27 protein-coding genes are annotated in these 25,909 nt (G+C 32.7%); 10 read left to right on the top strand and 17 right to left on the bottom strand.

Annotated elements, in window-relative coordinates:
- The first annotated feature begins 17 nt into the window (after positions 1-17).
- Entirely contained in the window at positions 18-1,076 is a 1,059-nt protein-coding gene (locus tag HYG84_RS12310) for a hypothetical protein (RefSeq protein ID WP_212377636.1), read from the top strand.
- Positions 1,054-1,464: a hypothetical protein gene (locus HYG84_RS12305; RefSeq protein ID WP_212377633.1), complete on the top strand. Its 411-nt coding sequence runs from the start codon at positions 1,054-1,056 to the stop codon at positions 1,462-1,464. Before HYG84_RS12310 ends, HYG84_RS12305 begins: the two co-directional genes overlap by 23 nt.
- A gap of 94 nt (positions 1,465-1,558) precedes the next feature.
- On the opposite strand, the gene HYG84_RS12300 is transcribed toward HYG84_RS12305, so the two are convergent.
- The 9 genes from HYG84_RS12300 to glyA all read right to left on the bottom strand — a co-directional run bounded on the left by HYG84_RS12300 (position 1,559) and on the right by glyA (position 12,082).
- Positions 1,559-2,641 (bottom strand): hypothetical protein, encoded by a 1,083-nt coding sequence (locus tag HYG84_RS12300; RefSeq protein ID WP_212377630.1) that lies wholly within the window; start codon positions 2,639-2,641, stop codon positions 1,559-1,561.
- A gap of 179 nt (positions 2,642-2,820) precedes the next feature.
- A complete protein-coding gene (orr, locus tag HYG84_RS12295; RefSeq protein ID WP_212377628.1) occupies positions 2,821-3,888 on the bottom strand; it encodes an ornithine racemase Orr in 1,068 nt (355 codons plus the stop codon).
- A 10-nt stretch (positions 3,889-3,898) separates the two neighbouring features.
- Entirely contained in the window at positions 3,899-5,257 is a 1,359-nt protein-coding gene (locus HYG84_RS12290; protein ID WP_212377623.1) for a GlmL-related ornithine degradation protein, read from the bottom strand.
- On the bottom strand, positions 5,247-7,454 hold the full coding sequence (gene oraE / locus HYG84_RS12285) for a D-ornithine 4,5-aminomutase subunit OraE (RefSeq protein WP_212377620.1): 2,208 nt from the start codon (positions 7,452-7,454) through the stop codon (positions 5,247-5,249). The genes HYG84_RS12290 and oraE overlap by 11 nt, the downstream gene beginning before the upstream one ends.
- Positions 7,454-7,819 carry an ornithine aminomutase subunit alpha gene (locus tag HYG84_RS12280; RefSeq protein ID WP_212377617.1) on the bottom strand — a complete coding sequence of 122 codons (366 nt, stop codon included), beginning with the start codon at positions 7,817-7,819 and terminating at the stop codon, positions 7,454-7,456. The genes oraE and HYG84_RS12280 overlap by 1 nt, the downstream gene beginning before the upstream one ends.
- A gap of 25 nt (positions 7,820-7,844) precedes the next feature.
- On the bottom strand, positions 7,845-9,269 hold the full coding sequence (gene ortB / locus HYG84_RS12275; protein WP_212377614.1) for a 2-amino-4-oxopentanoate thiolase subunit OrtB: 1,425 nt from the start codon (positions 9,267-9,269) through the stop codon (positions 7,845-7,847).
- Positions 9,262-9,570, bottom strand: a complete 309-nt coding sequence (ortA, locus tag HYG84_RS12270; RefSeq protein ID WP_212377611.1) for a 2-amino-4-oxopentanoate thiolase subunit OrtA — start codon at positions 9,568-9,570, stop codon at positions 9,262-9,264. Before ortA ends, ortB begins: the two co-directional genes overlap by 8 nt.
- A 10-nt stretch (positions 9,571-9,580) precedes the next feature.
- The gene (gene ord, locus HYG84_RS12265; protein WP_212377608.1) at positions 9,581-10,627 is read right to left on the bottom strand and encodes a 2,4-diaminopentanoate dehydrogenase; all 1,047 of its coding nucleotides are present in this window, start codon (positions 10,625-10,627) and stop codon (positions 9,581-9,583) included.
- A 222-nt stretch (positions 10,628-10,849) separates the two neighbouring features.
- Positions 10,850-12,082 carry a serine hydroxymethyltransferase gene (glyA, locus tag HYG84_RS12260; RefSeq protein ID WP_212377605.1) on the bottom strand — a complete coding sequence of 411 codons (1,233 nt, stop codon included), beginning with the start codon at positions 12,080-12,082 and terminating at the stop codon, positions 10,850-10,852.
- A 220-nt stretch (positions 12,083-12,302) separates the two neighbouring features.
- Between glyA and HYG84_RS12255 the strand changes: the two genes are divergently transcribed.
- Both HYG84_RS12255 and HYG84_RS12250 read left to right on the top strand, forming a co-directional pair.
- Entirely contained in the window at positions 12,303-13,109 is an 807-nt protein-coding gene (locus tag HYG84_RS12255) for a threonine/serine exporter family protein (RefSeq protein ID WP_212377602.1), read from the top strand.
- On the top strand, positions 13,106-13,549 hold the full coding sequence (locus HYG84_RS12250) for a threonine/serine exporter family protein (protein ID WP_249168610.1): 444 nt from the start codon (positions 13,106-13,108) through the stop codon (positions 13,547-13,549). Before HYG84_RS12255 ends, HYG84_RS12250 begins: the two co-directional genes overlap by 4 nt.
- Positions 13,550-13,615: 66 nt before the next feature.
- Here the strand turns inward: HYG84_RS12250 and HYG84_RS12245 are convergent, their stop codons facing one another.
- Entirely contained in the window at positions 13,616-14,323 is a 708-nt protein-coding gene (locus HYG84_RS12245) for a M23 family metallopeptidase (protein WP_212377598.1), read from the bottom strand.
- Between the two features lie 18 nt (positions 14,324-14,341).
- Positions 14,342-14,917: a TetR/AcrR family transcriptional regulator gene (locus HYG84_RS12240; RefSeq protein WP_212377595.1), complete on the bottom strand. Its 576-nt coding sequence runs from the start codon at positions 14,915-14,917 to the stop codon at positions 14,342-14,344.
- 276 nt (positions 14,918-15,193) lie between these two features.
- Here HYG84_RS12240 and HYG84_RS12235 point away from each other — a divergent pair, with 276 nt between their 5' ends.
- From HYG84_RS12235 to HYG84_RS12225, 3 genes are read left to right on the top strand one after another with little or no spacing between them, the layout of a single operon-like run.
- The gene (locus HYG84_RS12235; RefSeq protein WP_212382250.1) at positions 15,194-15,424 is read left to right on the top strand and encodes an AbrB/MazE/SpoVT family DNA-binding domain-containing protein; all 231 of its coding nucleotides are present in this window, start codon (positions 15,194-15,196) and stop codon (positions 15,422-15,424) included.
- Positions 15,414-16,064, top strand: a complete 651-nt coding sequence (locus tag HYG84_RS12230) for a DUF998 domain-containing protein (protein WP_249168609.1) — start codon at positions 15,414-15,416, stop codon at positions 16,062-16,064. Before HYG84_RS12235 ends, HYG84_RS12230 begins: the two co-directional genes overlap by 11 nt.
- A gap of 18 nt (positions 16,065-16,082) precedes the next feature.
- Positions 16,083-16,289 (top strand): cysteine-rich KTR domain-containing protein, encoded by a 207-nt coding sequence (locus HYG84_RS12225; protein WP_212377592.1) that lies wholly within the window; start codon positions 16,083-16,085, stop codon positions 16,287-16,289.
- Positions 16,290-16,741: 452 nt separating this feature from the next.
- On the opposite strand, the gene HYG84_RS12220 is transcribed toward HYG84_RS12225, so the two are convergent.
- The 6 genes from HYG84_RS12220 to HYG84_RS12195 form a co-directional block, all read right to left on the bottom strand.
- Positions 16,742-17,347, bottom strand: a complete 606-nt coding sequence (locus tag HYG84_RS12220; protein ID WP_212377589.1) for an HD domain-containing protein — start codon at positions 17,345-17,347, stop codon at positions 16,742-16,744.
- Positions 17,348-17,434: 87 nt separating this feature from the next.
- Entirely contained in the window at positions 17,435-17,617 is a 183-nt protein-coding gene (locus tag HYG84_RS12215) for a hypothetical protein (RefSeq protein WP_212377586.1), read from the bottom strand.
- An 816-nt stretch (positions 17,618-18,433) separates the two neighbouring features.
- Complete coding sequence (locus HYG84_RS12210) at positions 18,434-18,868, bottom strand: HNH endonuclease (RefSeq protein ID WP_212377583.1); 435 nt, start codon at positions 18,866-18,868, stop codon at positions 18,434-18,436.
- 586 nt (positions 18,869-19,454) lie between these two features.
- Positions 19,455-20,876: an aminopeptidase gene (locus tag HYG84_RS12205; RefSeq protein ID WP_212377580.1), complete on the bottom strand. Its 1,422-nt coding sequence runs from the start codon at positions 20,874-20,876 to the stop codon at positions 19,455-19,457.
- 305 nt (positions 20,877-21,181) lie between these two features.
- Complete coding sequence (locus HYG84_RS12200; RefSeq protein WP_212382246.1) at positions 21,182-21,454, bottom strand: type I restriction-modification enzyme R subunit C-terminal domain-containing protein; 273 nt, start codon at positions 21,452-21,454, stop codon at positions 21,182-21,184.
- Positions 21,447-23,357, bottom strand: a complete 1,911-nt coding sequence (locus HYG84_RS12195) for a DEAD/DEAH box helicase family protein (protein ID WP_249168762.1) — start codon at positions 23,355-23,357, stop codon at positions 21,447-21,449. Before HYG84_RS12195 ends, HYG84_RS12200 begins: the two co-directional genes overlap by 8 nt.
- An 82-nt stretch (positions 23,358-23,439) precedes the next feature.
- Here HYG84_RS12195 and HYG84_RS20685 point away from each other — a divergent pair, with 82 nt between their 5' ends.
- From HYG84_RS20685 to HYG84_RS20680, 3 genes are read left to right on the top strand one after another with little or no spacing between them, the layout of a single operon-like run.
- Positions 23,440-23,610, top strand: a complete 171-nt coding sequence (locus HYG84_RS20685; protein ID WP_330655629.1) for an SHOCT domain-containing protein — start codon at positions 23,440-23,442, stop codon at positions 23,608-23,610.
- Between the two features lie 49 nt (positions 23,611-23,659).
- Entirely contained in the window at positions 23,660-25,024 is a 1,365-nt protein-coding gene (locus HYG84_RS12185) for a recombinase family protein (protein ID WP_212377573.1), read from the top strand.
- Positions 25,002-25,847: a recombinase family protein gene (locus tag HYG84_RS20680; RefSeq protein ID WP_330655448.1), complete on the top strand. Its 846-nt coding sequence runs from the start codon at positions 25,002-25,004 to the stop codon at positions 25,845-25,847. Before HYG84_RS12185 ends, HYG84_RS20680 begins: the two co-directional genes overlap by 23 nt.
- The last annotated feature ends 62 nt before the right edge of the window (positions 25,848-25,909 follow it).

Here is a 25,909-nt window from a genome sequence, read left to right as displayed (position 1 = left end):
TTAAAGGAAGTGATATTATGGCTTTTATGCCAGGTTATGAATTTATAATTAAAAATAAACTTGGAATAATTTTTGATTTTTATTTAAATGAACAAAAGCATATTGAATATATAGTGTCTGATAATAAAGGTAAGTGGAAAGAAAAATATGTAGTTATTACAGAATTAACCGAGAATTTTTATGTAGAGATAGATGATAATGATAATATACATATTATTAGCTTCCATAGTAATGGTAATTTATATTACAGTCAGTATAATAACAAACAGTGGCAAAATCATTTAATTTCACAATATCCAGTATCAGAGCAAGTAATTTTGTATCCAACGATTAAGTATGTAAATAATCAAATTCATATATTTTATTATTTATTATATACAAAGGAAAAGAATAAAGCATATTTGCTTCATCTAAGCTTTGATAATAAAAATTATAAAACTAACCATATTACTACAGTATATTCACACTCTTATCTTAATCCTTTTAAAATTTTTAGCAAAGATGATGAAATCCTTATATTATATGGGTCTGTAGTGAATGGTGTTGACCAAATATTTATAACTAAACTAAATATTTCAACTGGGAAGTTGGATAATTCTATAATTCTCTCACATTCTAAAGATAAAAAAATATATATAGACGGATTATTAGATAATAATAATACCTTGCATATTATTTGGAGTAAATATGACGAAGAACATTTAGTTGTTCAATATCTAAACATAGATACAAATAAATTAGACATTAAATCAGAGGACTTGAATCCTATTTCATTATCAAATCAATCAAGTTGCTCATTTCCAGCATTAGTTTATTATAAAGAAATCTTATGGGCTATTTGGACAGAGGTGGGTAAAATAGTTTCCTGTTATTCTATTGATATGGGGAAAAATTGGTCTGAGTCTTTTATCCATGAAGATAGTAGAAAACTTAATTTTAAGCGTTATCGATATATATCAAATTCCAGTAATGATCTAGAAAGTATATTATGCGATGTTGTTTTTGGAAGTCTATATCCAAATATAAAGTTTTTAGGATTTGGAGGTGAGACTGATGATGACATACCAACAAGTTAATAGTACATTTCTACCTAAATCTAAAGATGAACAACCATATTTAAATAAGCAGGTGGCTCTAGAAGCTAACTTGATAACTTCGAAAGAAAATGAAGAATTATTATCAAAAATTGATGAATATAAAAATAAAATAAATGAATTAGAAAAAAAAATAGAATCGAAAACACAAGAAATTCATTCTTATGACAATCTTATTGTTACCCTTGAAGAAGAAATTAAGGATCTTAAGGATAAAAAAAATAAAAGTGACTGTACTCAGATAGAAACACTAAATAATAATATAATTAAAATCCAAGAAGAAAATATTAAATTACAAGAGCAGCTTACCGCACAAAAAGAGCACGCTCAGCTACTTTATATTTTAATGATGATACTAGTTATCATATAGAAAAATCCTTGCTAATATTTAAAATATTTTCGAGTAAAAAGATGAAAAATTAACCTATTTCTACCTTTACGGTTAATTTTTCATCTTTATTGTTTTAACTATTATTTTTTCTTAACCAATTTAATGTATCTAATACATCATCCTCATTATAAATAGATGCATTTTTATTAAGAGTTCTTGGAATCACAACTATAGATCTAGTATATTTATTTATATTTTCAGAAATAATTAATTCTAAGACGGATAAAACTTTATGTATATATTTATCATCATACAAATATTTAGGTCTAACAAGTAATGTAAAGCAACTATACATAGTTTTATTAAAACTTTTATCTTCCTTAACATATATAAATTCTATTTCTTCTTCATCCTCATAAATAGCTCTATGCACTTCTATCATTTCTTTTTTTGATATCCATTGGCTAATCATTGCTTTTAAAGGTTCTGTTCTGCATATAGGTAAAAAGTTCCCTATATCTTCAATATTCGTATCATCTGTTTTTAAATTGCAAATACTAACTCCAGCTTTACCAGTTTCTACTTTAATTTTTATTATATCTGTAGATGTAAAAAGTAAAAATCCTAAATCATTTAATTGATTATAGGTAACATTAGAATTTTCAAGCAAAATATCTATACTATAACACTGGCTCTGTCTTCCAATTGATTGAACAAAATTTATAATATATTTAAGATTACCTATACTTTGATATTCTCTATATAAGCTTAAAGCATAAATAAATATATATCTACCATATGGAGCATCTTCTTCACTAATATTTAGACCCATATATCCTAAAATGCGTTTTCCATCTGTAATTAAATAAAAATTTTCCTCATCATACAAATCTCTACTCTTATAATACTCAATTATTCTACTAAATTCTTTTGATAAAGCTTTATTATATTTTCTCAAAGGAAGTAGTAGTACTTTGTTAAATAAGTTACTGTTTTCTTTATTATAAGTATTTGAAGTTTCTAGATCAGTAAGTATTTTCTGAAGTGGTTTTTTTACTTTTTCTTCGATATAATTGTGGTTCTGCCTTATGTTATGGTAATCTTGTTCAATAAGCATTGATATATAGCTTTGTAAGTCCATATCATGGTTAATAGACTCTCTGTTCAACCTTTCATAAGTTTCATCTTTTACTTGAATCTCTATATTTTTTATCATACTCTCCCCCCTTTCTACAATAGTATTTAAAGATAATTACTTTTATTACATAAAAGTCGTCTGAGACTACTGCACCTGAAATATTTCTAAACTACTACTTATTTTAAAGTCTTAAGGATTAAAAAATAAACAAATAAAAAACATAAGCATATCATTTAGATATACTTATGTTTTTTATTTTAATAGGAGATTATATTTTTATGAACATACTCACTTGTCATTAAGGATAGAAGTGCTCCATACCCAATATTAAAGGTTATTTCATCTCCAACCTTATACCCGATATTACAATCAGTAATATCAATAATCAAGTGATCGCTACTTGCCCCTATTACTTCAATTTTTTCATCTACAGGCTCAATGTTATTGCTTCCTATATCTTGTCTTCCTATTGCTAAAATAGCTCTTTTTCTTGTACCTTTATCTTCAAAGATAGGTGTATTTCCAAATGCATCCATACCTATCTCTCCTATTGGCATAGATGGCTTATTTTTAATCTCTATGATCTCTGCCACTAATCTAAAAACATCATTATACGTATTAGTAATAAAATTACCATAGGCACTTTCTCTACCTAATAATAAGGATTCTCCTAATCGCAAATTATTAATTTTTTCAGGTATTCTATCTTCCTCCAATAGGTAAATACTACTAGAATTACCTCCACTAATAATCTCAAGAGTGGTATCCAACACTCGCTCGATAGTTTCCCCATATTCAACAAGTTTTCCTAAATTAGTTTCATTAGGGATAACTCCACCATAGCAAGTTAAGTTAGATCCTATACCTACAACTTTAATGTTTTTAAGATCTTTTAATTTCAATAATGCGCCCTCAAGCTCTTTATTATCAAAAATACCTTCCCTTAAATCGCCTAAATCTACCATTAGAATAATTCTATGTACTTTATTTAGTTTTTCAGCAGCATCATTTAAAGCTATAATTGTTTCAATCTCAGAGTTCAAACTAATATCTGCGTATTCAGCTGTTTCTTTTGCTTGACTAATCATAGGCAGTCTAAGCATTATTTTTTCCACAGGTATGTTGTTTAGCTTTCTTAAATTCTCTATTCGTGAATCCGCTAAATATTTTGCACCACCATCTATAAATACTTGGGCAATTTCTGGTACACCACAAAATGCCTTTGTAACTGCCGCAATTTGAATCCCTTTTTCTTTACACATATCAGAAATTACTTTCGTATTATGTTTAAGCTTATTTAAAGATATATCTATCCTTGGATTCATATAATCACTCCTATTTAATATCCATACTCTGCTTCATTAAGCAAAGGGCTGCATCTGGATATCGTTTTGAAAGCACACCTAAGGAGGCCATAATATAATGGTTATCTATAAAAATGTCAACCTCTTCTTTGGGTAATAATAGTTGAGAACTGTTTCTTCTGATAGCCTCTTTTAATATGTTTATTCCATTTGGTAGTCGGGTTAAAGCACCACCAGTTCCTACAACACACCTTACATTTGAAAGATCTTTCCCCTCTGCTACAATGGTTTTTCCACCTGGTCCATATAAGTTTCTCAGCTTTCCTACATGTCTTTCTAGCGCAACTAATACCGCTTCTAAAGTTAATCTTTCAACAAATTTAATTTCATCAGCCGTTCTAGGAATAGGTTTTTTGTCTATTAGTAGTTTTTCTATATCAATTCCTAATTCATTAGATAGCTTATCTTTTCCAATCTTTTCTACAATATTGTCCATATTTACGTAAACTCCCAGATCTCCTTCAACTGTTCTTTTGGCAATTGGTTCTGGACTAAGCAAAATACGGTTTATTTCCTCGCTTCCCTCAGTTACGGAGTGTAAATCTGTAGTAGCACCGCCAACATCAAAAGTAATTGAGTCTCCTAAATTTTCTTTAAACAGCATAGATGCTTCCATTACCGCCCCTGGAGTAGGAATTATAGGTCCTGTTATCATACTTCTTACCTTCTGCATTCCAGGCGCATGAACAATATGCTCCTCAAATACATCTTGTATTACCCTTCTCGTAGGTTCAATATTTAATTGATCAATTTTAGGATATACATTTTCCACTATATACAGCTTATTTCTTTTATCTGAGAAAATTTCTTTTATCTCTTCTTGATTTTCTATATTGCCTGCATATATTACTGGCACATCCAAATCTAAATCTGCAATTAATTCTGCATTATAAAGAGCTGTATCTCTTTCTCCATAGTCTACCCCACCAGCAATTAGAATAATATTTGGGTTAACTTCTTTTATTTTTTTTAGATCTGTCCTTTTTAACCTTCCTCCGGTGACCAAATGAATATTAGCACCTGCACCTAATGCAGCTTCCCTAGCAGCACGAACAGTCATGTCATAAACTAATCCATGGACAGTCATCTTTAATCCGCCAGCTGCACTGCTAGTAGCTAACATTTCATCATATTCAATATTATCTACATTTAGGTTTTTTCTTAAGTCTTCAATGGCTTCCTGAAGACCAATATTAACATCTCCTTCTAAAACTGAAGTTGGAGCTTGACCCTGCCCAGCAAACCTTGGGCAGGATGTATTTATATTTTCAAATCCATTAACAACAGTAGTAGTACTACCTATTTCAGCTACTAATACATTAATCTTCATTTTCCATCTCACTTCTTTTCTTTACCAAGAATGTAGCAACGTGAATACCTTTTGAGCCCCTTCCAAATCCAGCATCTACACCTTGTTTTACAGCAAGCTCTGGAGTAACTTGAGTACCTCCACAAAGTATCATTATTCTATCACGGATTCCTTTTTCTATGCATAGTTCATGAATACGTCTCATGTTTTTATAGTGAATTTCATCATGACTAATTATAGTTGAAGCTAAAATAGCATCTGCATTTAATTCTATAGCAGCATCCACTAGCTTTTCGATCGGTACAGAAGTTCCAAGATATTCACATTCAATACCATATTTTTCGATACCACCATGTTTAATATCTATTATTTCTCTAAGTCCTACAGAGTGCTCATCTTCCCCTACTGTCCCTGCAACTATTTTCATAGGTTTCTTTTCTATATCTTCTCTTATTTGTTCATCTGACATAATTTCTGGCTCTGGAGGAATAACTAAAGAAGCTGTATCAATAGTAAATGGTACTCTACCCTTTAGTTCTATCCTTGTCCCTTCGGCCGGATGCATAACTTCTTTATGAATAACTTCTACATCTTCAAGTCCCATTTTTTTAGCCATTTCAATAGCAGCAAACTCAGCAACTCTTCTAGTAGTAGGCATAAATAGGTTCATCATAATATAGCCATCCCCTGCCCACTCTACTTCTGGTTTAATTTCAGTTGTCTCTCTTAATGCTTTAGTTTCTTCTAATCTAACATTAACATTGTCTGTCTCATCCAGCTCATCTATATATACAATTTTTTCAGGTACTTCTAAGGTACTTCCACCTATTAATTTAGATGGATTTTCTTTATCCCCACTGTATTGCTCCACATTATTATATCCAAAGTGAGCTGTAACTGGAGCAAAGTAATCTTCATCTCTTTCAAATACTGTACCAGCACCAACTCCTCCATCGATCTTTCTAGCTATTCCATCTCCATTTCTCTCTGGATATTGGCCAGAATCTACAAAGAAGCCTTCTTCAACAGCTTTAAAGAATCCACCTACTTCTAATACTTCTTCCATAAATAGAACTGCTCTTTCCTTTAGCTCCCTAACTTTATCTCGTAAGAAGCCTTCATCTTTTAATTCAATCATTTCCATTAATCCATCCATACCAACTAATGCTTGTTTAGCTGTATCTATTGCTTCCATATTGTAAATATGCCACGGAACATTTCTACCTTCATCAGGGGTGATTGTAGATTGAATTTCAGCTCTTGTAAGTCTTGAAATTAAAAGGTTAAGTACATGGGTTACTGTAGCTTCTCTTGTAGAAGATTCCATATACTTTGTATTCATTTGAGCTCTCATCTTATAATCTTTAAATACTTCCCTTAATGCAACAGCATAAGGTAGGTCTAGTTTTAAGCAATTTGCTGGAGGTGCAGTAGGAGGTACTGTAGATAGACAAATATTTTCTTTTTTCATTCCTACCTTTGCAGAGTACATAGAGTTTAATGCGTGTTGAACCATTAACTCTGGCATAACCTTCCAAGCTTCTCTTGCTGTAGCGTTAGCATTGTGAGCGCCGTCAATTTGTGCAATATCAGCCCAAACCATTAATCTTTTAGCTTCAGCAGCATCAACAAAAGATCTTATCATGTTAACATTTCTGTAAAGCACGTTGTATTGAGGGTCCTGGTGAGCACCATTTACCCCTTCTTCTGCAAACATAACAGCAATTTCAGGTCCTGCTACACCACTAATATATGAATGGTAATTAATCGGTCTTCCAACTTCTTCTTCAATAAAATCTAATGCCTTTCTTTGAGCCCTAACTTGTTTTCTAGTAATTGGAATACCACCAATGCCTTGAGGTGTTCCTTCAACTAACCCATCGAAGTGACTTTGTCCTGCAGTTCTAATTACCATTATATGGTCTGCACCATGCCAAGCCGCCATTCTCATTCTTCTTATATCGTCTTCAAATCTACCTGAAGCAATTTCAGTGGTAATAACATTATTTGGCTGAGGATCTATATCTCCAAAGTATTTTGCTGATGGAAGGGGAATACTGTTTTTTAATGGAGTAGATGCATCATTAAATGTGAAAGGACCCATTTGTAAATCTTTTTCTTTTTTTCTCCAAACCCATCCACGTCTTTTAGGTGTATATTTATCTAAATCTTTAAGTATATTTTTAATATCTAATTTTTCATTTGGCTTTAATTCCATTATTTATCCCCCCCTTTAAAAAGATTAACAGCATCATCCCAGTATTTACCTTCTGCTAAAGCAAGACCTGCTTCTCTTATATCTATATTTTTATTTTTTGCTACCTTATATACAACATGTCCTGCACCTTTTCCTATTAGTCCTCTATCTATAACTCCTTCAACAATAGCTTTGGCTTCTATACTTGAAAATCCCATTCTTAGTAAAACAGATCTTTCAATTGACGGGGATGTGTTCTTTGTAGCAAGGTCGATTAATGGATCTACTATTTGTTCTGCCAACTGCCAAAATTTTTGCTCTAGTTGCTCATCTGTTAAATCTTTTAAATGTGCACTACGCACCTTAAAATCATCAGCTCTTTTCATTAATTATTGCACCTCCAAAATTTAACTACTCTTTTATATTTACTCCAAGATTATTAAGTGTCTTTTCTACAAACTCTTTGGAAGCCTTACAGTCTTCCATAATGAATTTAATATCTTCACCGCTAATTTCTTTAACTTGCTTTTGATCTATACAATTTCTAATATAAGAAGTTTTTAGTTTATTTAAATCAACTTCATTAGCTTTAATTTGTGATGGATGAGATGGTAAAATTATATTCTCACCTTGTACCTCATCCTGTGGGTTGCCAAAGAAAATCTCTATTCCATTTTCTCTTGCAAATGATAATTGTGGCTGAATATGTTTTCCAGCTCCTGTATATTCAGTCTCTTGTACTACAATAATTTGATCTTCTTTTAGCTCTTGGGCTAGACTAAATGCAGCGACTAAAGAAGTATTACCTGCTGGTCCTCTTTCGAGCCCCTCTAGTTGTGCTAATGCTTCTGTCATGTAAAATACTTCTCCTTGGTTTACAAGAACATATCTATCCATATACCTTAAAGGTCTTGCAGCAGAACGAGGAACATCAGAACGATCCGGCCATGTTGAAAAAGGTATTCCAAAGCCTGTATGACCAGTCGTAAAAGATTTTTTATTAAATAACTGATCACTTGCCATATGAAGTCCTTTCAAATTAACACTTGCTCCCACTACTTGTGTTTTTTCAGCTCCTGCCTTTATTAATCCTCTTGCAGTACCAGTTAAGTTTCCGCCCCCAGCATTAGTACAAACTACCACATCAGGGTCACGTCCTTCTCTTTGTCTAAATTGCATTGCTAGCTCATATCCTAAAGTTTCTACCCCTGCAATTCCAAAAGGAGTGTATAATGATGCATTAAAATAACCTGTTTCTTCAAGTAGCTTTAAGAATGTATAAAAAAGTTCTGGACCTACAGTTAGCTGTACTACTTCTGCTCCATATGCTTCACATTTTCTTGCTTTTTCAATAATTTCAGGTTGTCCTTTTCCGGTACTATCATAGCATTCTTGAACTATAATACATTTTAAGCCATGCATTGCAGCTTGACTTGCAACTGCAGCACCATAATTACCGCTGGTTGCCGCGATTACACCCTTGTATCCTAATTTTTTAGCATGATATACAGCATTAGCTGCTCTTCTAGCTTTAAAGCTACCTGAAGGATTAGAAGCCTCGTCTTTAATAAAAATTCTTGCACCATTTCCTTTAGGAGCAAATTTTCTAGCAAGGGCTGTTAAATTTTTAAGTTCTAGTAAAGGGGTATTACCTACTCCAGTGCTTCCTTGAATTTCTTGCATCTCTTCAAGGGTATATCCTGTTTCTTTCATCATTTTCTCATAATCAAAGGCTATTCCACCAGATTCAAAAGTAGCATAATCTATCCCTACAGATTTTTTCATAATTTCACTACGTCTAGACATAACTGCTTCGTAACTCATATCTTTACTCATTATCTGCACCTCCCCAAAGTACTTCTTTTAATTGGAGTCCTATTTGCAGAATTTCAGGTACAAACTTCCCAAAATCATGGTCATAGTGTGGATTTACTTCTATTAAAGTACCTTTAACGTAACGACCTGTTATAGTTTTAATTTCTACAGTTTTTCCTATTTCTCCATCTTCCATTAGAAAACCCTTAGTCCACATTTCTAGTGGTACTTCTTTTGTATCTTCAGGTAAGTTTGTTGCTCTATCATTAGGCATAAGAACAATATCGTGTATTCTTACCCAAGCTCCTTTTTTTACTACCATAAAAAAACTCCTACCTTTCTATAAGATCTCTCATGTCACCCATTATAGCTCTTGGAACAGGTAAATCTAACATTGTTTTAAGTCCAGGTCTTGCATTAATTACATGCGGAATCATATTTACACACATAGATATAGTACCAATACCACCAGGGATTTCCGGTTTAATTTCCATAGATATATTAGGTGTACCTTTAATCCAAATATAATCTCCTGTTTCTAGGTTTTCTTTTTCAGGTAAGATTTGTTGTGGATGCTCCATTTCAATTTTCATCTCTCCATCAACATAAGCATATCCACATTGGCGGCACCCTGCTACATTTCCTGGCTCTACCTTTGCATAAGGTGTCTCACGGTAAACATTTGATACTATAGCTTCTCTTGTTTGATCGATTTTTTCTACTTTCCAGCCAATACCATCAGCTACCATTCTAATAGATTCTGGAAAACCAACGTGCCCAGCTACTTTGCTGTTTTTTACACCTTCTTCAAAGTCCTTAACTGTTAAACCAACACCTTGCTCTACCATTACGGCATGCCCAAATGGAGATAAGTCGTTGACTCTAGCTGCTTTAATATGTTCAACATTTTCACATGTTCCCGTTAATGCCAAAATCAATAAGTCTAATACAAATCCAGGATTAATACCAGTACCTAAAACTGTTACTCCATTTTCCTTAGCAATTCTATCTAGTTCTTTGGCAAGCTCTGGTTCTTGTGCCTCAGGATATGCCATTTCTTCTGCTGTAGATATTACATTAATTTTATTTTCTAGAATAAATTTTATCTTATCGAAAGCACCTCTTGTGAAAGAGTCAGTTGCAAGTAATGCAACATCGGCTTTTGTATTTTTAACTATTTCTTCAATATTATCTTTAATAATTACAGGCTTATCCCCTTCACTTTTAACACCAATAACTTCATACATATCTTTTCCTACTCTATGTTCAGCTTTATCGCATACTCCTACAATTTCTACACCTTTTTTATTTACTAACATTTTAGCCATACCACTTCCCATTGCTCCAAAGCCCCAAATTATTACTTTGATATTTTCCAAAATGATCCCTCCATTTTTCGAATTATTAGTCAACTTTAAATATATGCAAAATACGAGCCAATTTTAAATTAAAAACATCAATCTGCATTTTTCAACAATCTTGCAGTATATTTATTTTATCCTTATAACATGATTTTTAAAAAAGCGCAAATATCCTTGCAGTATATGCAAATATATTTGCGCTTAGTTATATAATAAGTCTATGTATTAATTTTTTTAAGTTTACTCGTATAATTTAAATCTTTGGCAAAGATTTTTTACCATTTGAGAAACTTCGGCTATTTTTTCTGGATTGTCTATAATAGTACCTATAATGTCTGCAATAGTTGCCATATCTTCTTCTTTCATTCCTCTTGTAGTAACAGCAGGGGTTCCAATACGAACACCACTTGTTACAAATGGACTTTGAGGATCGTATGGTATAGTATTTTTATTAACTGTAACACCTACTTCATCTAATAACTTTTCAGCATCTTTACCAGTAATGTTTTTATTTCTTAAGTCAAGTAATAGTAAATGATTATCTGTACCGCCAGATACAAGATTAAATCCTCTCTTCATCAATTCTTCTGCAAGTTTATTAGCATTTTTAATAACTTGTTGTTGATATTCGTTAAACTCTGGAGATAATGCTTCTTTAAAAGCAACGGCTTTGGCAGCTATAACATGCATTAGTGGACCACCTTGTAGACCTGGGAAAATTGCTTTATCAATCATCTTAGCATGTTCTTCTTTACATAAAATAGCTCCACCTCTTGGGCCTCTTAAAGTTTTATGTGTAGTTGTAGTAACAAAATCCGCGTATTCACAAGGATTTTCATGTAATCCAGCAGCAACTAAACCTGCAATATGAGCCATATCTACCATTAGATATGCTCCTACTTCATCAGCAATCTCTCTAAATTTCTTGAAATCAATCTTTCTAGGATACGCACTAGCACCAGCTACAATAAGCTTTGGCTTAATTTCATTAGCAATTCTTCTTACCTCATCATAATTAATTAAATGAGTTTTTTCATCAACTCCGTAATCAACGAAGTTATAATATGTACCAGAAATATTAACTGGACTACCATGAGTTAAGTGTCCACCATGGGATAGATTCATACCTAAAACTGTATCACCAGGTTTTAGTATAGCAAAATATACACCGATATTGGCATTAGCTCCTGAATGAGGTTGTACGTTAGCATGTTCCGCATTAAATAGTTTTTTCAGTCTATCTCTTGCTAAATCTTCAGCAACGTCTACTTCCTCACAACCACCATAGTATCTTTTTGCTGGATATCCCTCTGCATATTTATTTGTTAACTGACTTCCCATCGCTTCCATTACTGCTTCTGTAACAAAGTTCTCTGATGCAATTAATTCTATGTTGTTTCTTTGTCTTTCCGTTTCTTTTTGAATTACCTCATAAATTTCTGGATCACTGACTTTTAACATGTTAAAATTCATTAGTCCTTCTCCTTTCGTTTTTGAAATATTCCTAATTACACTTCCTATTATAATTTTTTTACATATAATTTACAAGATATTCTAATACTTAATTTACTTTATATATTTTACTATTATAATATTGTCCTTTTTCGCAATAATTAATAATCTTTTATTTAGCAATATTACCCTTACATTTTCAAATACAATCTGGTATAATGATGCTCTTGGAGGTGACGTTATGGTTTCTGTTAATCGCAAAAAAACATTAATAATGGCTCTATATGCTGGAGAAATAATGCTTAAAAGTGGAGCTGAAACATATAGAGTAGAGGATACAATAACTAGATTATGTAAATCAAGAAATTTTCCATACGTGGAGGCTTACGTTACTCCTACAGGTATTTTTGTATCCGTAGATAGTAAAGGAGAATCTCAGGATGAAATTGTAACCTATATTAAACGTATAAAGTCTAGGGGGATTAATTTAAATAAAGTTGCTGAAGTAAATAACTTTTCAAGACGTTTTGTTGAAAGCAATATGCCCCTAGATGAAGCATTTGCAACATTAAAGGCAATTGATAATTTAAAACCTTTCTCACAGCATGTGGACGCCCTACTAGGTGGGGGATTATCTGGAGCGTTTTTTGCACTACTATTCGGTGGGAACCTACCAGCATTCTTAGGTGCTTTTATAGCTGGTAGTATTGTAAGCTATACTTTATCTGATTTGGCGAAAACTGAGTTTCCACCATTTTTATCAAACATTTGTGGAGGTTCTGTAGCAGCTTTAGTGGCTATTATACTTTCTTATATTAGTCCTTTAATAAATGTAAATTTAGATGTAGATATAGTAATAACAGGCGCTATTATGGTAATGGTTCCTGGAGTTGCTATTACAAATGCAGTGCGAGACTCAATTGCTGGCGATCTTGTATCAGGTCTTGCTAGAGCAGCAGAGGCAATAATTATTGCTACTTCAATTGCTGTTGGAGTGGGTTTTATTTTAAAGCTTTGGCAAATTGTACTTGGAGGTAGTTTATTATGATGGAATATATAACAAACTTTATATATGCTTATCTTTCTACTATAGGCTTTGCAGTATTGTTTAATGTTCCTAAGTCTTCATTTATTAAATCTGGATTTGTTGGTGGATTAAGTTGGGTTATTTATATCTTTACTAAAAACCTATCTGGATCTATTGTTGGAGCTACTTTTGTAGCTTCCCTAGTAATAGCAATAATAGGTGAGATATTCGCAATTATAGATAAAAATCCTATTACTGTGTATATAATTCCAGGAATTATTCCATTGGTCCCTGGATTTGGTCTATATAACACAATGCGTTCCATTGTAGATAGAAGATTTGACCTAGCTGCTAATCACGGTACTGAAGCGCTTTTAATATCTGTATCAATTGCTGGTGCCTTGGTAATAGTACTTTCAATAAATTCTTACAGAAGACAAAGGCAAAGACTAAAGCAATAATCGAGTTGTAGCGGACTTCGGGCCAACTTGGCCCGAAGTTGCTTGACTTTACCAATTTATAACTTGTTACCATTTTGCTAACTCAACATAAAACCTTATCCTATCTTTATCTGTTGGAATACCATTCACTACTTCCTGCCATTCACCATCTTGGAATACTTCATATTGTTCAAAAGCACAGGGCAATCCGTTTGCAGTAGCTATGTCGCTGCTATCCATAAGCTGAAAATGCAAATGCGGGGCAAAAGAATTACCGGAATGTCCCACTCTACCAATAACCTCACCTTTTTTTACACTCTGACCAACCGTAACCTGAATAGACCCTGTTTGAAGATGGACCAAGGCAGCATATACATTGTCGCCACATTCCATAATGATGTAGTTGCCAGCAACTGATTGTACGTCATCTTTTTCTGGATCGAAATAATGAGCATTTTTATAGGCGTTAGACATATCTGAAAGCAAATTCGTTCGTGCTCGTTCTTTATAACCATCCTCTGCTTGGACAACGATCCCGTCGCAAGGTGCATATATATCTTGGCCCCAACAGTAATAATCACTTAAGAGAACCCCAAAAAGAAGATATTGCGGCAAGCTAACGCGATAGGCAGGCCAACCCGTTCTTTCCCAATCCACTTGTATAAAATCATAAGCATATCTTGTTCCTAACTGATCTGTTCCGTGGCTTGGAATTTTTGTCCCTGGGGTGTTAGGAGAGAGCCATTCTCCCCTCAAAGGAAACTCTACAATTATCGGCTCACGCGCTTCAATCATCCCATTGCTCCCATCCCCTCATTCATTGCTTGACGTATAGAAAATTTTCCTAAGTTCGTCAAAGTATTCGTCAAGTGTTGAAACGATACGCTCATAATCCAGATTTGAAGCTTCAGAATTTCTAATATCATCCAATATTTCATTAGTAAATCCAACATTAGCCCAATAGATAAATTGTTTGCACTTTTCAATATTCAACCCTGCTCTAAATTTAGATTCATCTATCATGTCAAATATTTCAGTACCGCATGAAGATTGCTTTTTGCTAGCTCTTTCCTCAAGTTCTTTGTTTATTTCCTCAGAGTTAGTTGCAATAGAAAGTTTGTTAAACTCAAAAATCCAAGGATACTGTTTTATCAATTCAATTTGAAGAAGATACGATTGACGTAGCTTATCAAAAATATCTTTTTCGGTAAAATCCATTCGCATAAAGTATTCTTTATTAAGAAGTTCGGTGAAGTAGTCATACACAAGCAGAAAAAGTTCCTGTTTATTGTTTACATAATGAAACATCAGGGCTTTAGAGATCCCCGCTTCCTTCGCAATTACATTTGTTGAAGCATTGTCAAATCCTCTTAACACAAATTCTTTCAACGCCGCATTCAAAATAGCGTCGCGTCTTTGATGCTCTAAATCCAATAATTTTGTAGGCATATTTAATACTCCCTTGACAATTTCACTTGATATTTACCTATTAGGTCAATATCATTATACCGCCATTTACCTAAAAGGTCAATTAATAAATTTTACTCTCACTTAACCCTATCTCAACACTTTAGTAATAAGATACTTCTTGACATTGATGCGTAGATAATATACGATAAATATGAAAAGTATGAATTTCATATTTATATGATCGGAGTGATTGTTGTGAGCCTACCTAAAGGTAAATATATTTTTGGTACAGTGAAAGTTGGCGAGAGAGGACAAATTGTAATTCCAAAGGAAGCAAGAGAATTATTTAATATCAAACCCGGTGATACTTTGCTTGTTTTAGGCGATGAAGAACAAGGTATTGCTATTAGTAAAGCAGATGTGATGAAAGAAGTTGCCCTCAAAATCTTAAATGGTTTGGGAGGGAAAAAAAACGATGATAAATAGAGCTTTTATAGCCAGTATGGATTGTTCAAAAGTTTATATATTTTTGTTGATTGCAACGGTAGGCGATTTACTATTACCCTTTCTTCTTGCTCCTTTTTACACAGGATATAATCCAAGTAAAATGGTAATGAGCCTATTAGGTAATAAGAATTATCCTCTACACATTATCTATAATATTTGGCTTGTGTTAGCTGGGATTTTATTTTTACTTAGTGCAGTAAACCTATATATACTATTTGCCCCTGTATCGAAAACACTTACTATCTGTTTAACAGTATCACTCGCAGTTTATGCCATTGGTGCATGTATTTTGTCTGGGTTATTTTCTGTTGGAATAACAAAAGAATTAGTGACAATGCCGGAAAAAATTCATGGCTATGGCTCTGTAATTGGCTTTTTCGTTTTGCTTTTTGCGCCGCTCATTCTTTCTTGTATGCTGTTTAAGATGCGTGATGTAACATTTGCTGTAATTGCGTTATTATGCTTTTTTCTTGCGGTAGGAAGTTTTGCCCTCTTTATAATGGCCGATAAAACAAGATTTTTAGGTACGTTTATAGAAAACGAGGGAATATGGCAAAGACTATGCCTGCTATTTGTGTATCTCCCATTTACAGTATTATCTATCAGACAGTTAATTTAAGTGAAATGAGGTGGCCCTATGACTGATGAATGGGTAATGTGCCCAGTTTGTCAAAATAAGACGCGGTTGAAAATTAGAGAAGATACAATACTTGAAAACTTTCCTCTATTTTGTCCGAAGTGCAAGCAGGAAACCATAATGACTTCTTTTCTACTTCTCTCATATATGCGACTTTATAATGCAATCCTTCTAGCTGTTGTAATGTTTCATCAATCTTTTGTATAATCCTAACAATATTTTTTAATCTTTCTTCTTCTAACAAAATCATGCTGTCTATTTGCATTGTTTCTGCCAGTACATCTTCTAATGGTCTTGGAGTTATCCCTACTCCTTTATCTTTAGAATAATCTATAGCTGTTATATCTACAGGACCCCTTAGTTCCTTGGCTAAAAGCTTTTGATTTTGCTTTAATTGTTCTATCCTATCCCTAATTATTTCCTTCTCTAATTGTAGATCCTTATATGTTTTTATTCCTAACATGAGTCATACCTCCTTTTAAATTCACCTGTACATAAACTTTTAAATGTGACATAAAAAATACCGTAAAATTCATTTCTGAATAATACAGTATCTTAAGAAATTATTAGTTTTTATAGTTAGTTATAGTTATTACATCTCATAAAAAAATGCGTACTAATTTAAACTCTATTCAAACAACTTAACCCTTTAATACTATTTATAAAATATGGTTTTGGTTAAAATACTGGAATGCTTCTTTTGAATCAGAATGATATAGTTTTAGCTTCTCCTTTTTATCGTGTAAGTCACATAAATAATAGTATATAGCCTTTTCTTTTCCTTCCTTTAAAGTTTCTTTGATTCTTTGTGCTAGCTCTCTATACTCTTCTTCCTTCCAGCTCATTTTGTCAGCTAAAAATACCTCTATTTCAGTCATACTAGGATTCTTTCTTAGTGTTGTGTGATATTTGACTGCGTTTAGTATAGTTGTATCATTCACTTTAAATACATTTTCTGCTATAAAACATGATATTTTTTGATGTAAAATTGAAGGTAATATTTTCTCTTCATCAGAAACCATTATGTTATTTTGCAAACAAAATTCAAGTATTTCATCGCTCCTAACAACTCTTCCTAAATCGTGACAATAACAAGCTATTAAACTACCTGATTGGATATGTCCAAAATGTTTCTTGATATAAGATAATTCATTAATGACATCTATTGTATGCTCATATGTACCTAAGTTATCATATTTTAAGAAATATCTTTGTATATCCGTAGCTAAGTTACCAGTTATAAGAAAATCTAAATAATCTTTCATATCAAAATTCACTCCTAATATTAATTTAATACCTTATATACATATTCTGTGGCGATCAAACTAAATTAGATTAGTTCGTAAAGTACATCAAATAGTCGAGTAGGTAGGAAGCTTTTCAGCTTCTTTCATTAATCTATATCCGTCCTTAGAATTAGGTTCTACATGATTACTATTAAAGAAGGTTCTTACCTTAGATAAATCTTTATCTCCACCATATTTTTCAAGTAATATTTGATGTTGTAGTTGACAACTTTGGTGTAACAGTTCCAAGTTGTCATAACATTCATCTCCATCTAATGCGTATATTCATGTAATAATGCTCCATATTTTGTTTTGATCTAAAGAATTGGTATATATCGCTTGCTACTACTTCATATCCTCTAATTAGTCTTGTTATAACATTGTCTTCCTTGTCCGTCTCTACTAGAACATTTTCTTTGCGGAAGATAAACTTCGTTAGTCTTTCATTTTCTTCTATTTCTGCTCTTAATCCTTCTGCATCGTATCGGTTAACTTGTATATGTCCTTGATGGGTTATTACCTTTGTTTGCTGATTTAGTGGGTTATATTCATACCTTGTTATTCCTTCTGGTCCTTTTTCTTCTATTATATTCCCTTAGCTATCGTATGTAAAGATTGATGTTCCTTGGGTTTGGTGCAATTCTATTAGTTTTTTACACTGAGGGTTTCTACTTTGTTCTTTCCCTTCGGGACATATGGGTGTAGGGAGTTTTGATTTATTCTCTCCCTTCGGGGGGGCATAGGCAGATTTATACCTATACACTCAATGTTAATAGCAATTCAGTAAGTGTCAAAAGGTCATTTTCAATGGTACTTGAAACCTATAATTTTATCTTTTAAGAAAATGAATATATCTTAACTTGAATACTATACTTTAATTTTTAAAGAATTTTTTCAAATAACCTTAAAAAGATTTTCTTTGACGTTTATGTAAAATTCATATATCAAAGGATGCTAGTCAAATTTTCTATCAAAACGCAGAAAGGGTGGGTATTTCTAAAAATACCCACCCTTTCTATTGACATAAATCCCTATAGACTTCTACTGGGAAAAATCTCTTATTATTTATTCTATTTTATTAATAAATTCCGTAAATGAATTTGCTATAAATATACATGAAAGTAGCTTGTCATTATATGGAATTTCATAATCCCAAAATACTACCACATTATTATTTAAAAAATCAAAACATATAAGATTATCTGCTGCATCTCTTGCAAATGGATATACACCGCTTGGCATATATTTTTTTACATCCTTGTAATGCTCCACTACATAACTAATATCATCTTCATTGAAACTAAGAAAGCTATTAATTTTTTCTTCTCTGCCTTCAATTTTTATCATATTAGGTATAGGATATCCACCAGTATGCCCTGTTTTTCTATGGGTAATATAATCAACCAATTGCATTCTTCCAGGATCTTGATGATGATACCACGTAAACCTTTCTGGAACCAGTCCTTCTTTAAATAAATCTAAATCTTCAGATGTAAACAAATCTTTCAGTTTTGAATCTTTTTAAGCTTCATAAAATAAATCCTTACCAGCTCTATCAAAATGAGTACTTCGTAACTTTGAATAGTCTTGAGGGTCTAAATTCATTTCATAGATAGAATCAAATACAGGTAAACATGATAGATACAGCAATTAACCTGTTTAATATTTTCATAGCATCACCACTCTGTAATTATTTTCTAAGCTATGAGTAAGCATAGATTCATTAAATAACTTACTATATTGACAAGTTTAATACATAATTATACAAATTTCTATGCTAAGGCTTCGACGCAGCATTCTATATTTCGACATTTTTTAAAATATTCTGTAAATTTAAAAGCCCTATAAACTTGTAAATTTCAATATTTTATAGTTGCTTAATATAGACTTTTTATGCTTATAGTACAATAGTCCTGTTTTACCAGCATATAGTATTAATTCTATAATAAAGATGGAGGTGAGTAATTATTTTACTCACCTCCATCTCCGCCACCAAGCATACTATTTGGTACTTGGTAGTTTATTAAGTTAATTGTATTTTCTAATATCTAGCCCATAGGCTCTGATAAGAGTTTGAATTTAAATTTTATCCCTGATAAAAAGCCTTATAAGCTTTGTAGGTCATATAGAGATCCACCTTACTGATTAATTCAATAGGTGCATGCATGCTTAGCATTGGTGTGCCACAATCTACAACCTCTGCTCCCTTATTAGCCAATATATAGGCAATGGTACCGCCACCACCTTGGTCAACCTTTCCTAGCTCTCCAACCTGCCATGTAACATCACTATTATTAAATATTCCTCTAACTTCAGCTAAAAATTCAGCATTGGCATCATTAGATCCTGCTTTTCCCCTTACACCGGTGTATTTTGTAAGGGTTACACCTTTACCAATGAAGGAGGCATTGCGCTTATCTAATACATCAGGAAAGTTAGGGTCAAATCCAGCTGTCACATCACCTGATAATACCTTTGAATTGCTCATAGACCTACGTAAACCTAGATAGCTTGTTATTCCTTGTAAATTTAATAACTCTGCAACAGTATTTTCAAAGAACATAGATTCCATTCCTGTATTCCCCATGCTCCCAACTTCTTCTTTGTCTACAAAGAGTCCAACAATTGTATTTTTAGGATTTTCAATTTCAAATACAGCCTGATATGCAGCAAATGAACAAACACGATCGTCATGTCCATGGGCTGCAATCATGCTTCTATCAAGTCCTACATCTCTAGACTTTCCAGCTGGTACAATTTCAATCTCAGCCACTGTAAAGTCATCCTCGTCTATCCCATACTTTTCATTTAATAGTCTTAATATATTTAATTTTACCTTTTCATCAATATCATCACCTTGATAGGGAATATTACCGATAATCACATTAAGCCCTTCTCCCGTAATACCTTCTCCCATGTTTTTAGACATTTGATCTTTTGCTAAATGCGGAAGTAGATCAGAAATATAAAGAACCGGGTCTTTGTCATCTTCCCCAATAACAATTGAAATCTTCTCTCCATTTTTCTTAATCATCACACCATGTAATGCCAGTGGTGTAGCTACCCACTGATATTTTTTTATGCCACCATAGTAGTGGGTTTTTAAAAGCGCCAGTCCACCATCCTCATAGAGAGGATAAGCCTTTAAATCTAGCCTTGGGGCATCTAGATGACTTCCTACTATTCTCATACCCTTTTCTATTCCTTCAGTTCCAATCACAAATAAGACAACGGCCTTACCTTTATTTTCTGCATAAATCTTATCTCCAGGCTTAACAACTCCTCTATCCATTACTTCATCCAAAGAAACAAATCCATTAGTTTTTGCTTGTTTAATGATTTCATCAACGCATTCTCTTTCAGTTTTCCCTCGGTCCATAAAATATTTATAGGCTTCACCAAATTCAAAAACCTGCTCTAGCTCTCCATCCTTCAGTTGTTCCCAAGCATTATGAAACTTTTTAGTTAACTGTTGCTGTAATTTTTTATCTATCGTTTCCTCTGCCATAAAATTCACCCCTTTATTATTATTGAATATCAGAAAATTTTTACATATTTCTTTTATGATACCTTTACTCTTTTTTATTGTCAACAAGTGGATAAACTATATCGGTCAATTAGATTTATTTGTAGACTACGTTCTAGTTAAATGACTATGCATTCTTAAAAAAGATAAAGGATTATGCTACTATCTAAATAGAAATAGCATTTCCTTCATCTTTTTTATGGTCTTGATATTTGATAAACTATAATAAAGGTTTCATAAATTCATGATATTTTGGTATGCCATGATTAATCTCCTTCAGAAAAAATCTATATAGTTAACCTACCATTTAATTTATCAATAATACTAATAATTTTCTTTGCGGTATCAATTTTCCCATCAAACAGTTTAATTACATTACCCGATTTATTAAATGGATGTTCATTTAAAACTTTTTTATCTAAACTTCCATTTTTTATAATATGATTTACTATTCGTCTTACAAATTCCATTTGATTCACATTTAAGTTTTCATCAGATAAAAACTCTGAAAAAGCCTCATTAGCAGCCTTTGAATCTAGTCCTACAGTTTTACTAACCAGTTTTACTAACCAGTTTTAATAAAGGCTCATCTCCAAACTCTTTTTTATAATCTTCTTTAGTGCCAAGGTCCTGCCATAATACTTTTTCTAAATGCTTTATATCATCTATTCCAAGTTTCTTGTTATTCCTTAGCTTATACACAACAAAATCATCTTGGTTTTGCTTTAAATACTGGTTAACTTTTTTCCTATAGCTTTCCATATTATTTACACTATATTCCCCAGGATTTTCTTTAACTGTAAGAATCTCGTCTGTAAAATTTGTGTAGTAAATTTGTTTTGATTCTTCCTCAATAAATCTAATTAAATCTCTAAAGGCTTCCCTTACTTTTTCATAATCTAAAATATTGGCCTCTTCCCAAAATTCTTGGGTTTGAACTTTTAAAATCAGCTCTTCCTGTCTCTTAACCTTTTCAATTGTACCCTTTTCCGAAAGTTTTTCAGCTGTTGTAATTACCCTGTTTTTAGGTCTTGATGATTCTAAGCCTTTAAGCTCAGCATATACAATGGTATACATTAAAAAGTCAAATCTTTTAGCCATTTCATCCTCGTCTAAGGAAGAAATTAACGGGGCAATATGTTCTTCCAACTCCCTCAAATCTCCATCAGTTAGATTCTCGAATGCCTTTTCTTTATTAAACTTATGGAGATACTTTAACTTCATTCGAGCATTAAACTTATTTTCATCAATCCTCAAAATTTCTTCCAAAATGTCTTTATTAAGTTCTTTCCTATAGTTTTCATACCCATCTATTTGATAGTCTAAATTCTGAAGTTCTTTAACAATTCCTAATTTAATATTAAAAAGTTTTTCTGTTAAAGACTTTTCTAATTTAGCTTCCTTACCATTCTTTTCAGTTCTAAAATACTCGAAGTTTTGACAATAATCAAAGATTCTAAACTCTTCTTTATCTAAACCTGGTCCAAATAAGTTCTCACAAAGCCTAGTTCCTCTACCGATCATCTGCCAAAATTTTGTTTTAGATCTAACCTTTTTAAAGAATACAAGGTTTAAAACCTCAGGAATATCAATACCTGTATCTAGCATATCTACAGATACTGCAATTTGTGGAAGCTTTTCTTTAATTTCAAAGTGTTCTATTGTACTATCTACATAATTTATACCTGTATAAACTGGCTTTGCAAACTCTCCTTTATATTCTGGATATAGAATGTTAAATCTTTTTATAATAAAATCTGCATGATTTTTATTTTTTGCAAAAATAATGGTTTTACCCAGTTTATCTCCGCCTTCAACCTTTAATCCCTTATCCATTAAATCTTTTAAAACTTGGTCTACAGTATCACTATTAAATAAAAATGAATTAAGTTCAGAACTACTAATTTCCTTTACTCCATCTTCAAATGTTTCTTCAAAGATTTCCTTTTCTTCTTCACTTAGATCATCGTAATTAACTCCCTTTTCCATAAACTTCATAGTTGTTTCTATTGTATGATAAGGTACTAAATATCTATCACCGATTGCTTCATCTAGTTCATAAGCAAAAGTAGGAACGTTGTTTTCTAGTTCAAAAATTTCATATGTATTTTTATCTATATCACTTCTAGGAGTTGCTGTAAGCCCTAGAAGAGCTGCATCAAAATAGTTAAATATAGCTTGATATTTTTTATAGATACTTCTATGGCTTTCATCTATAATAATTAAATCAAAATGTCCTCTTGTATAAAGCTTTTTACCGTCCTTACTTTTTACATCATCTATAGCATTCATCATAGTTGGATAAGTTGAAAAAACCATTCTACTTTCTGGATTATCTTTGCCATCTAATAAATTACATAAAGATAGTTCTGGAAGTAAATTTTTAAAGTTTTTCTTAGCCTGCTTTACAAGAGCTGTCCTATCAGCTAAAAATAAAGCATTTTTAACCCACCCTCTACTTATTAGAACATCTACTATAGAAATTGCAGTTCTTGTTATTGTTCACATACCTGTTATATCACCTACCGCTTTGGAGGTGAAAACCATGGATGAAAAGATATTCAATAATGAGAAACTTTATGGAATAACAATGGCTATTGCAAAAGCTATGCTGAATAAGAATCTTATCACCTATGAAGAGTACAAGATAATTGATAAAGAAATGCTTAAAAAATACAACCCAATATTTAGCACATTAATTGCCTCTATTCCTTGACTTTATGGGCTTTCTGAGTGATGTATAGTAAGGGAAAGGAAGTGATCTAATGAGAAAAATAAAGAAAATTGAAGCAAAGCTACCTACTTTACCTACAAGAAAAAAGGTAGCAGCCTATGCCAGGATTTCAATAGAAAAAGGTCGTACCTTTCACTCCATGTCTGCTCAGATAAGTTATTATAGCTCCTACATCCAAAAAAATAAGGAATGGGAATATGCAGGGGTTTATGCAGATGAAGGAGTCACAGGTACAACAGACAATCGAGCTGAATTTCAAAGAATGATTAATGACTGCAAGGAAGGTAAAATAGATATTATTCTAACTAAATCTATATCAAGATTTGCTCGTAACACAGTAGACCTCCTTGAAACAGTAAGATACTTTAAGGAACTTGGAATTGAGGTCCGATTTGAGAAAGAAAATATTAATTCCTTAAGTGATGACGTAGAACTCATGCTTACTCTTCTAGCCTCTTTCTCCCAAGAAGAAAGCCGCTCCATTAGTGAGAATGTAAAGTGGGCAATTCGTAAGGGGTTTCAAAAAGGAATAACTAACTCTTTCAACATTTATGGATACCATTGGGATGGAAAACAGTTTAATATAGTTCCCGAAGAAGCTGAAGTTATAAGACTTATTTATGAGAACTTTCTTAATGGCTACTCCGCAGAACATACAGAAAAACAACTTAAGGAAATGGGAATTAAATCATATACAGGTATAGACTTTCCTGCTTCATCAATAAGAGCCATTTTAAGACAAGAAAGATATACGGGGAATATACTATTACAAAAAACCTATGTAGAAAATCATATTACTAAAAGGACTAAGATTAACCGTGGAGAGCTGCCAATGTATTATGCAGAGAATACTCACCCTTCCATTATAGACCAAGAAACTTTTGATAAGGTGCAAGTAGAACTTGCAAGGCGGAGAGAACTTGGGGTCTTTGCTAACTGGTCTATAAAGACCACCTGCTTTACCAGCAGAATTAAATGTGACAATTGTGGCTGTAGCTATAGGCGTAGTGGCAAAAGGCAAAGAAAAGACTCTTCTGAAGTCTACTACATTTGGACTTGTAGAACTAAAAGTGAAAAAGGCATATCTGAGTGCCAATCTAAAGATGTCCCAGAAAAAATGCTTCAAAAGTATAGTGCTGAAGTTCTTGGTTTAGAAGAATTTGACGAAGAGGTATTTCTTGAAGAAATAGAAAAGATAGTAGTTAAAGGACAAGATGAGCTAATATTTCATTTCCATGATGGACAGATATTGACTCAAAAATGGAAATCAACAGCAAGGACTGACTGCTGGTCAGAGGAAAGGCGTGAAGCTTGGGGTGAATACCAGACGGGTAATAAACATGCTGTTGGGCACAAAGGTAGGTGGCTAAAAGATGACAAGGGCGACAGCAACTAGAAATGTAACTACTATACCAGCCACAATTAGTAGATTCACCTCTGCTCCCATTAATGAAATTAGGAAACGAAGAACTGCTGCTTATGCTCGTGTATCAACAGATACTGAAGAACAACTTACTAGTTATGAAGCACAGGTAGACTATTATACCAACTACATTAAAAGCCGAGACGACTGGGAGTTTATAGACATTTATACTGATGAAGGTATTTCTGCCACAAATACTAAACACCGTGAAGGTTTTAGACGCATGATTGCCGATGCCCTTGATGGAAAGATAGATTTAATCATTACCAAATCAGTAAGTAGATTTGCTAGAAACACTGTAGATAGCCTTACTACAGTTAGACAGCTTAAAGAGAAAGGAATTGAGATATATTTTGAAAAAGAAAATATCTGGACATTAGATTCTAAGGGTGAATTATTAATTACAATAATGTCCTCCCTTGCACAGGAAGAAAGCCGTAGCATTTCAGAGAATGTTACTTGGGGACAAAGGAAGCGTTTCGCCGATGGAAAAGTTACTGTTCCTTTTGGAAAATTCCTTGGATACGATAAAGGTGAAGATGGAAATCTTGTAATAAATGAAAAAGAAGCAGTTGTTGTAAAAAGAATATATGGAATGTTTCTTCAAGGTATGACCCCTTATGGGATTGCAAAACAGCTTACTGCTGATGGTATTCTTACTCCAGGTAAAAAACAAAAATGGAGTGCTGGTACAGTTAAGAGCATATTAGCAAATGAGAAATATAAAGGAGACGCTCTTCTACAAAAAAGCTATACTGTTGACTTCCTCTCCAAGAAAAAGAAAGTTAATGAATGAGAAATTCCTCAATATTATGTTGAAAATAACCATGAAGCTATTATTGACCCTGCTGTATTTGA

The organism is Alkaliphilus sp. B6464 (assembly GCF_018141165.1).
In the GTDB taxonomy this organism is placed as follows: domain Bacteria; phylum Bacillota; class Clostridia; order Peptostreptococcales; family Natronincolaceae; genus Alkaliphilus_B.
The sequence above is the reverse complement of the archived record's forward strand: the minus strand, read 5'-3'. Positions and strand labels throughout refer to the sequence as shown.

Bases quoted from the DNA above. Each gene is read 5' to 3' on its own strand.
- HYG84_RS12310 (WP_212377636.1), top strand. From the start codon at position 18: ATGGCTTTTATGCCAGGTTATGAATTTATAATTAAAAATAAACTTGGA.
- HYG84_RS12305 (WP_212377633.1), top strand. From the start codon at position 1,054: ATGATGACATACCAACAAGTTAATAGTACATTTCTACCTAAATCTAAA.
- HYG84_RS12300 (WP_212377630.1), bottom strand. From the start codon at position 2,641: ATGATAAAAAATATAGAGATTCAAGTAAAAGATGAAACTTATGAAAGG.
- orr (WP_212377628.1), bottom strand. From the start codon at position 3,888: ATGAATCCAAGGATAGATATATCTTTAAATAAGCTTAAACATAATACG.
- HYG84_RS12290 (WP_212377623.1), bottom strand. From the start codon at position 5,257: ATGAAGATTAATGTATTAGTAGCTGAAATAGGTAGTACTACTACTGTT.
- oraE (WP_212377620.1), bottom strand. From the start codon at position 7,454: ATGGAATTAAAGCCAAATGAAAAATTAGATATTAAAAATATACTTAAA.
- HYG84_RS12280 (WP_212377617.1), bottom strand. From the start codon at position 7,819: ATGAAAAGAGCTGATGATTTTAAGGTGCGTAGTGCACATTTAAAAGAT.
- ortB (WP_212377614.1), bottom strand. From the start codon at position 9,269: ATGAGTAAAGATATGAGTTACGAAGCAGTTATGTCTAGACGTAGTGAA.
- ortA (WP_212377611.1), bottom strand. From the start codon at position 9,570: ATGGTAGTAAAAAAAGGAGCTTGGGTAAGAATACACGATATTGTTCTT.
- glyA (WP_212377605.1), bottom strand. From the start codon at position 12,082: ATGAATTTTAACATGTTAAAAGTCAGTGATCCAGAAATTTATGAGGTA.
- HYG84_RS12255 (WP_212377602.1), top strand. From the start codon at position 12,303: ATGGTTTCTGTTAATCGCAAAAAAACATTAATAATGGCTCTATATGCT.
- HYG84_RS12250 (WP_249168610.1), top strand. From the start codon at position 13,106: ATGATGGAATATATAACAAACTTTATATATGCTTATCTTTCTACTATA.
- HYG84_RS12245 (WP_212377598.1), bottom strand. From the start codon at position 14,323: ATGATTGAAGCGCGTGAGCCGATAATTGTAGAGTTTCCTTTGAGGGGA.
- HYG84_RS12230 (WP_249168609.1), top strand. From the start codon at position 15,414: ATGATAAATAGAGCTTTTATAGCCAGTATGGATTGTTCAAAAGTTTAT.
- HYG84_RS12225 (WP_212377592.1), top strand. From the start codon at position 16,083: ATGACTGATGAATGGGTAATGTGCCCAGTTTGTCAAAATAAGACGCGG.
- HYG84_RS12220 (WP_212377589.1), bottom strand. From the start codon at position 17,347: ATGAAAGATTATTTAGATTTTCTTATAACTGGTAACTTAGCTACGGAT.
- HYG84_RS12205 (WP_212377580.1), bottom strand. From the start codon at position 20,876: ATGGCAGAGGAAACGATAGATAAAAAATTACAGCAACAGTTAACTAAA.
- HYG84_RS20685 (WP_330655629.1), top strand. From the start codon at position 23,440: ATGGATGAAAAGATATTCAATAATGAGAAACTTTATGGAATAACAATG.
- HYG84_RS12185 (WP_212377573.1), top strand. From the start codon at position 23,660: ATGAGAAAAATAAAGAAAATTGAAGCAAAGCTACCTACTTTACCTACA.
- HYG84_RS20680 (WP_330655448.1), top strand. From the start codon at position 25,002: ATGACAAGGGCGACAGCAACTAGAAATGTAACTACTATACCAGCCACA.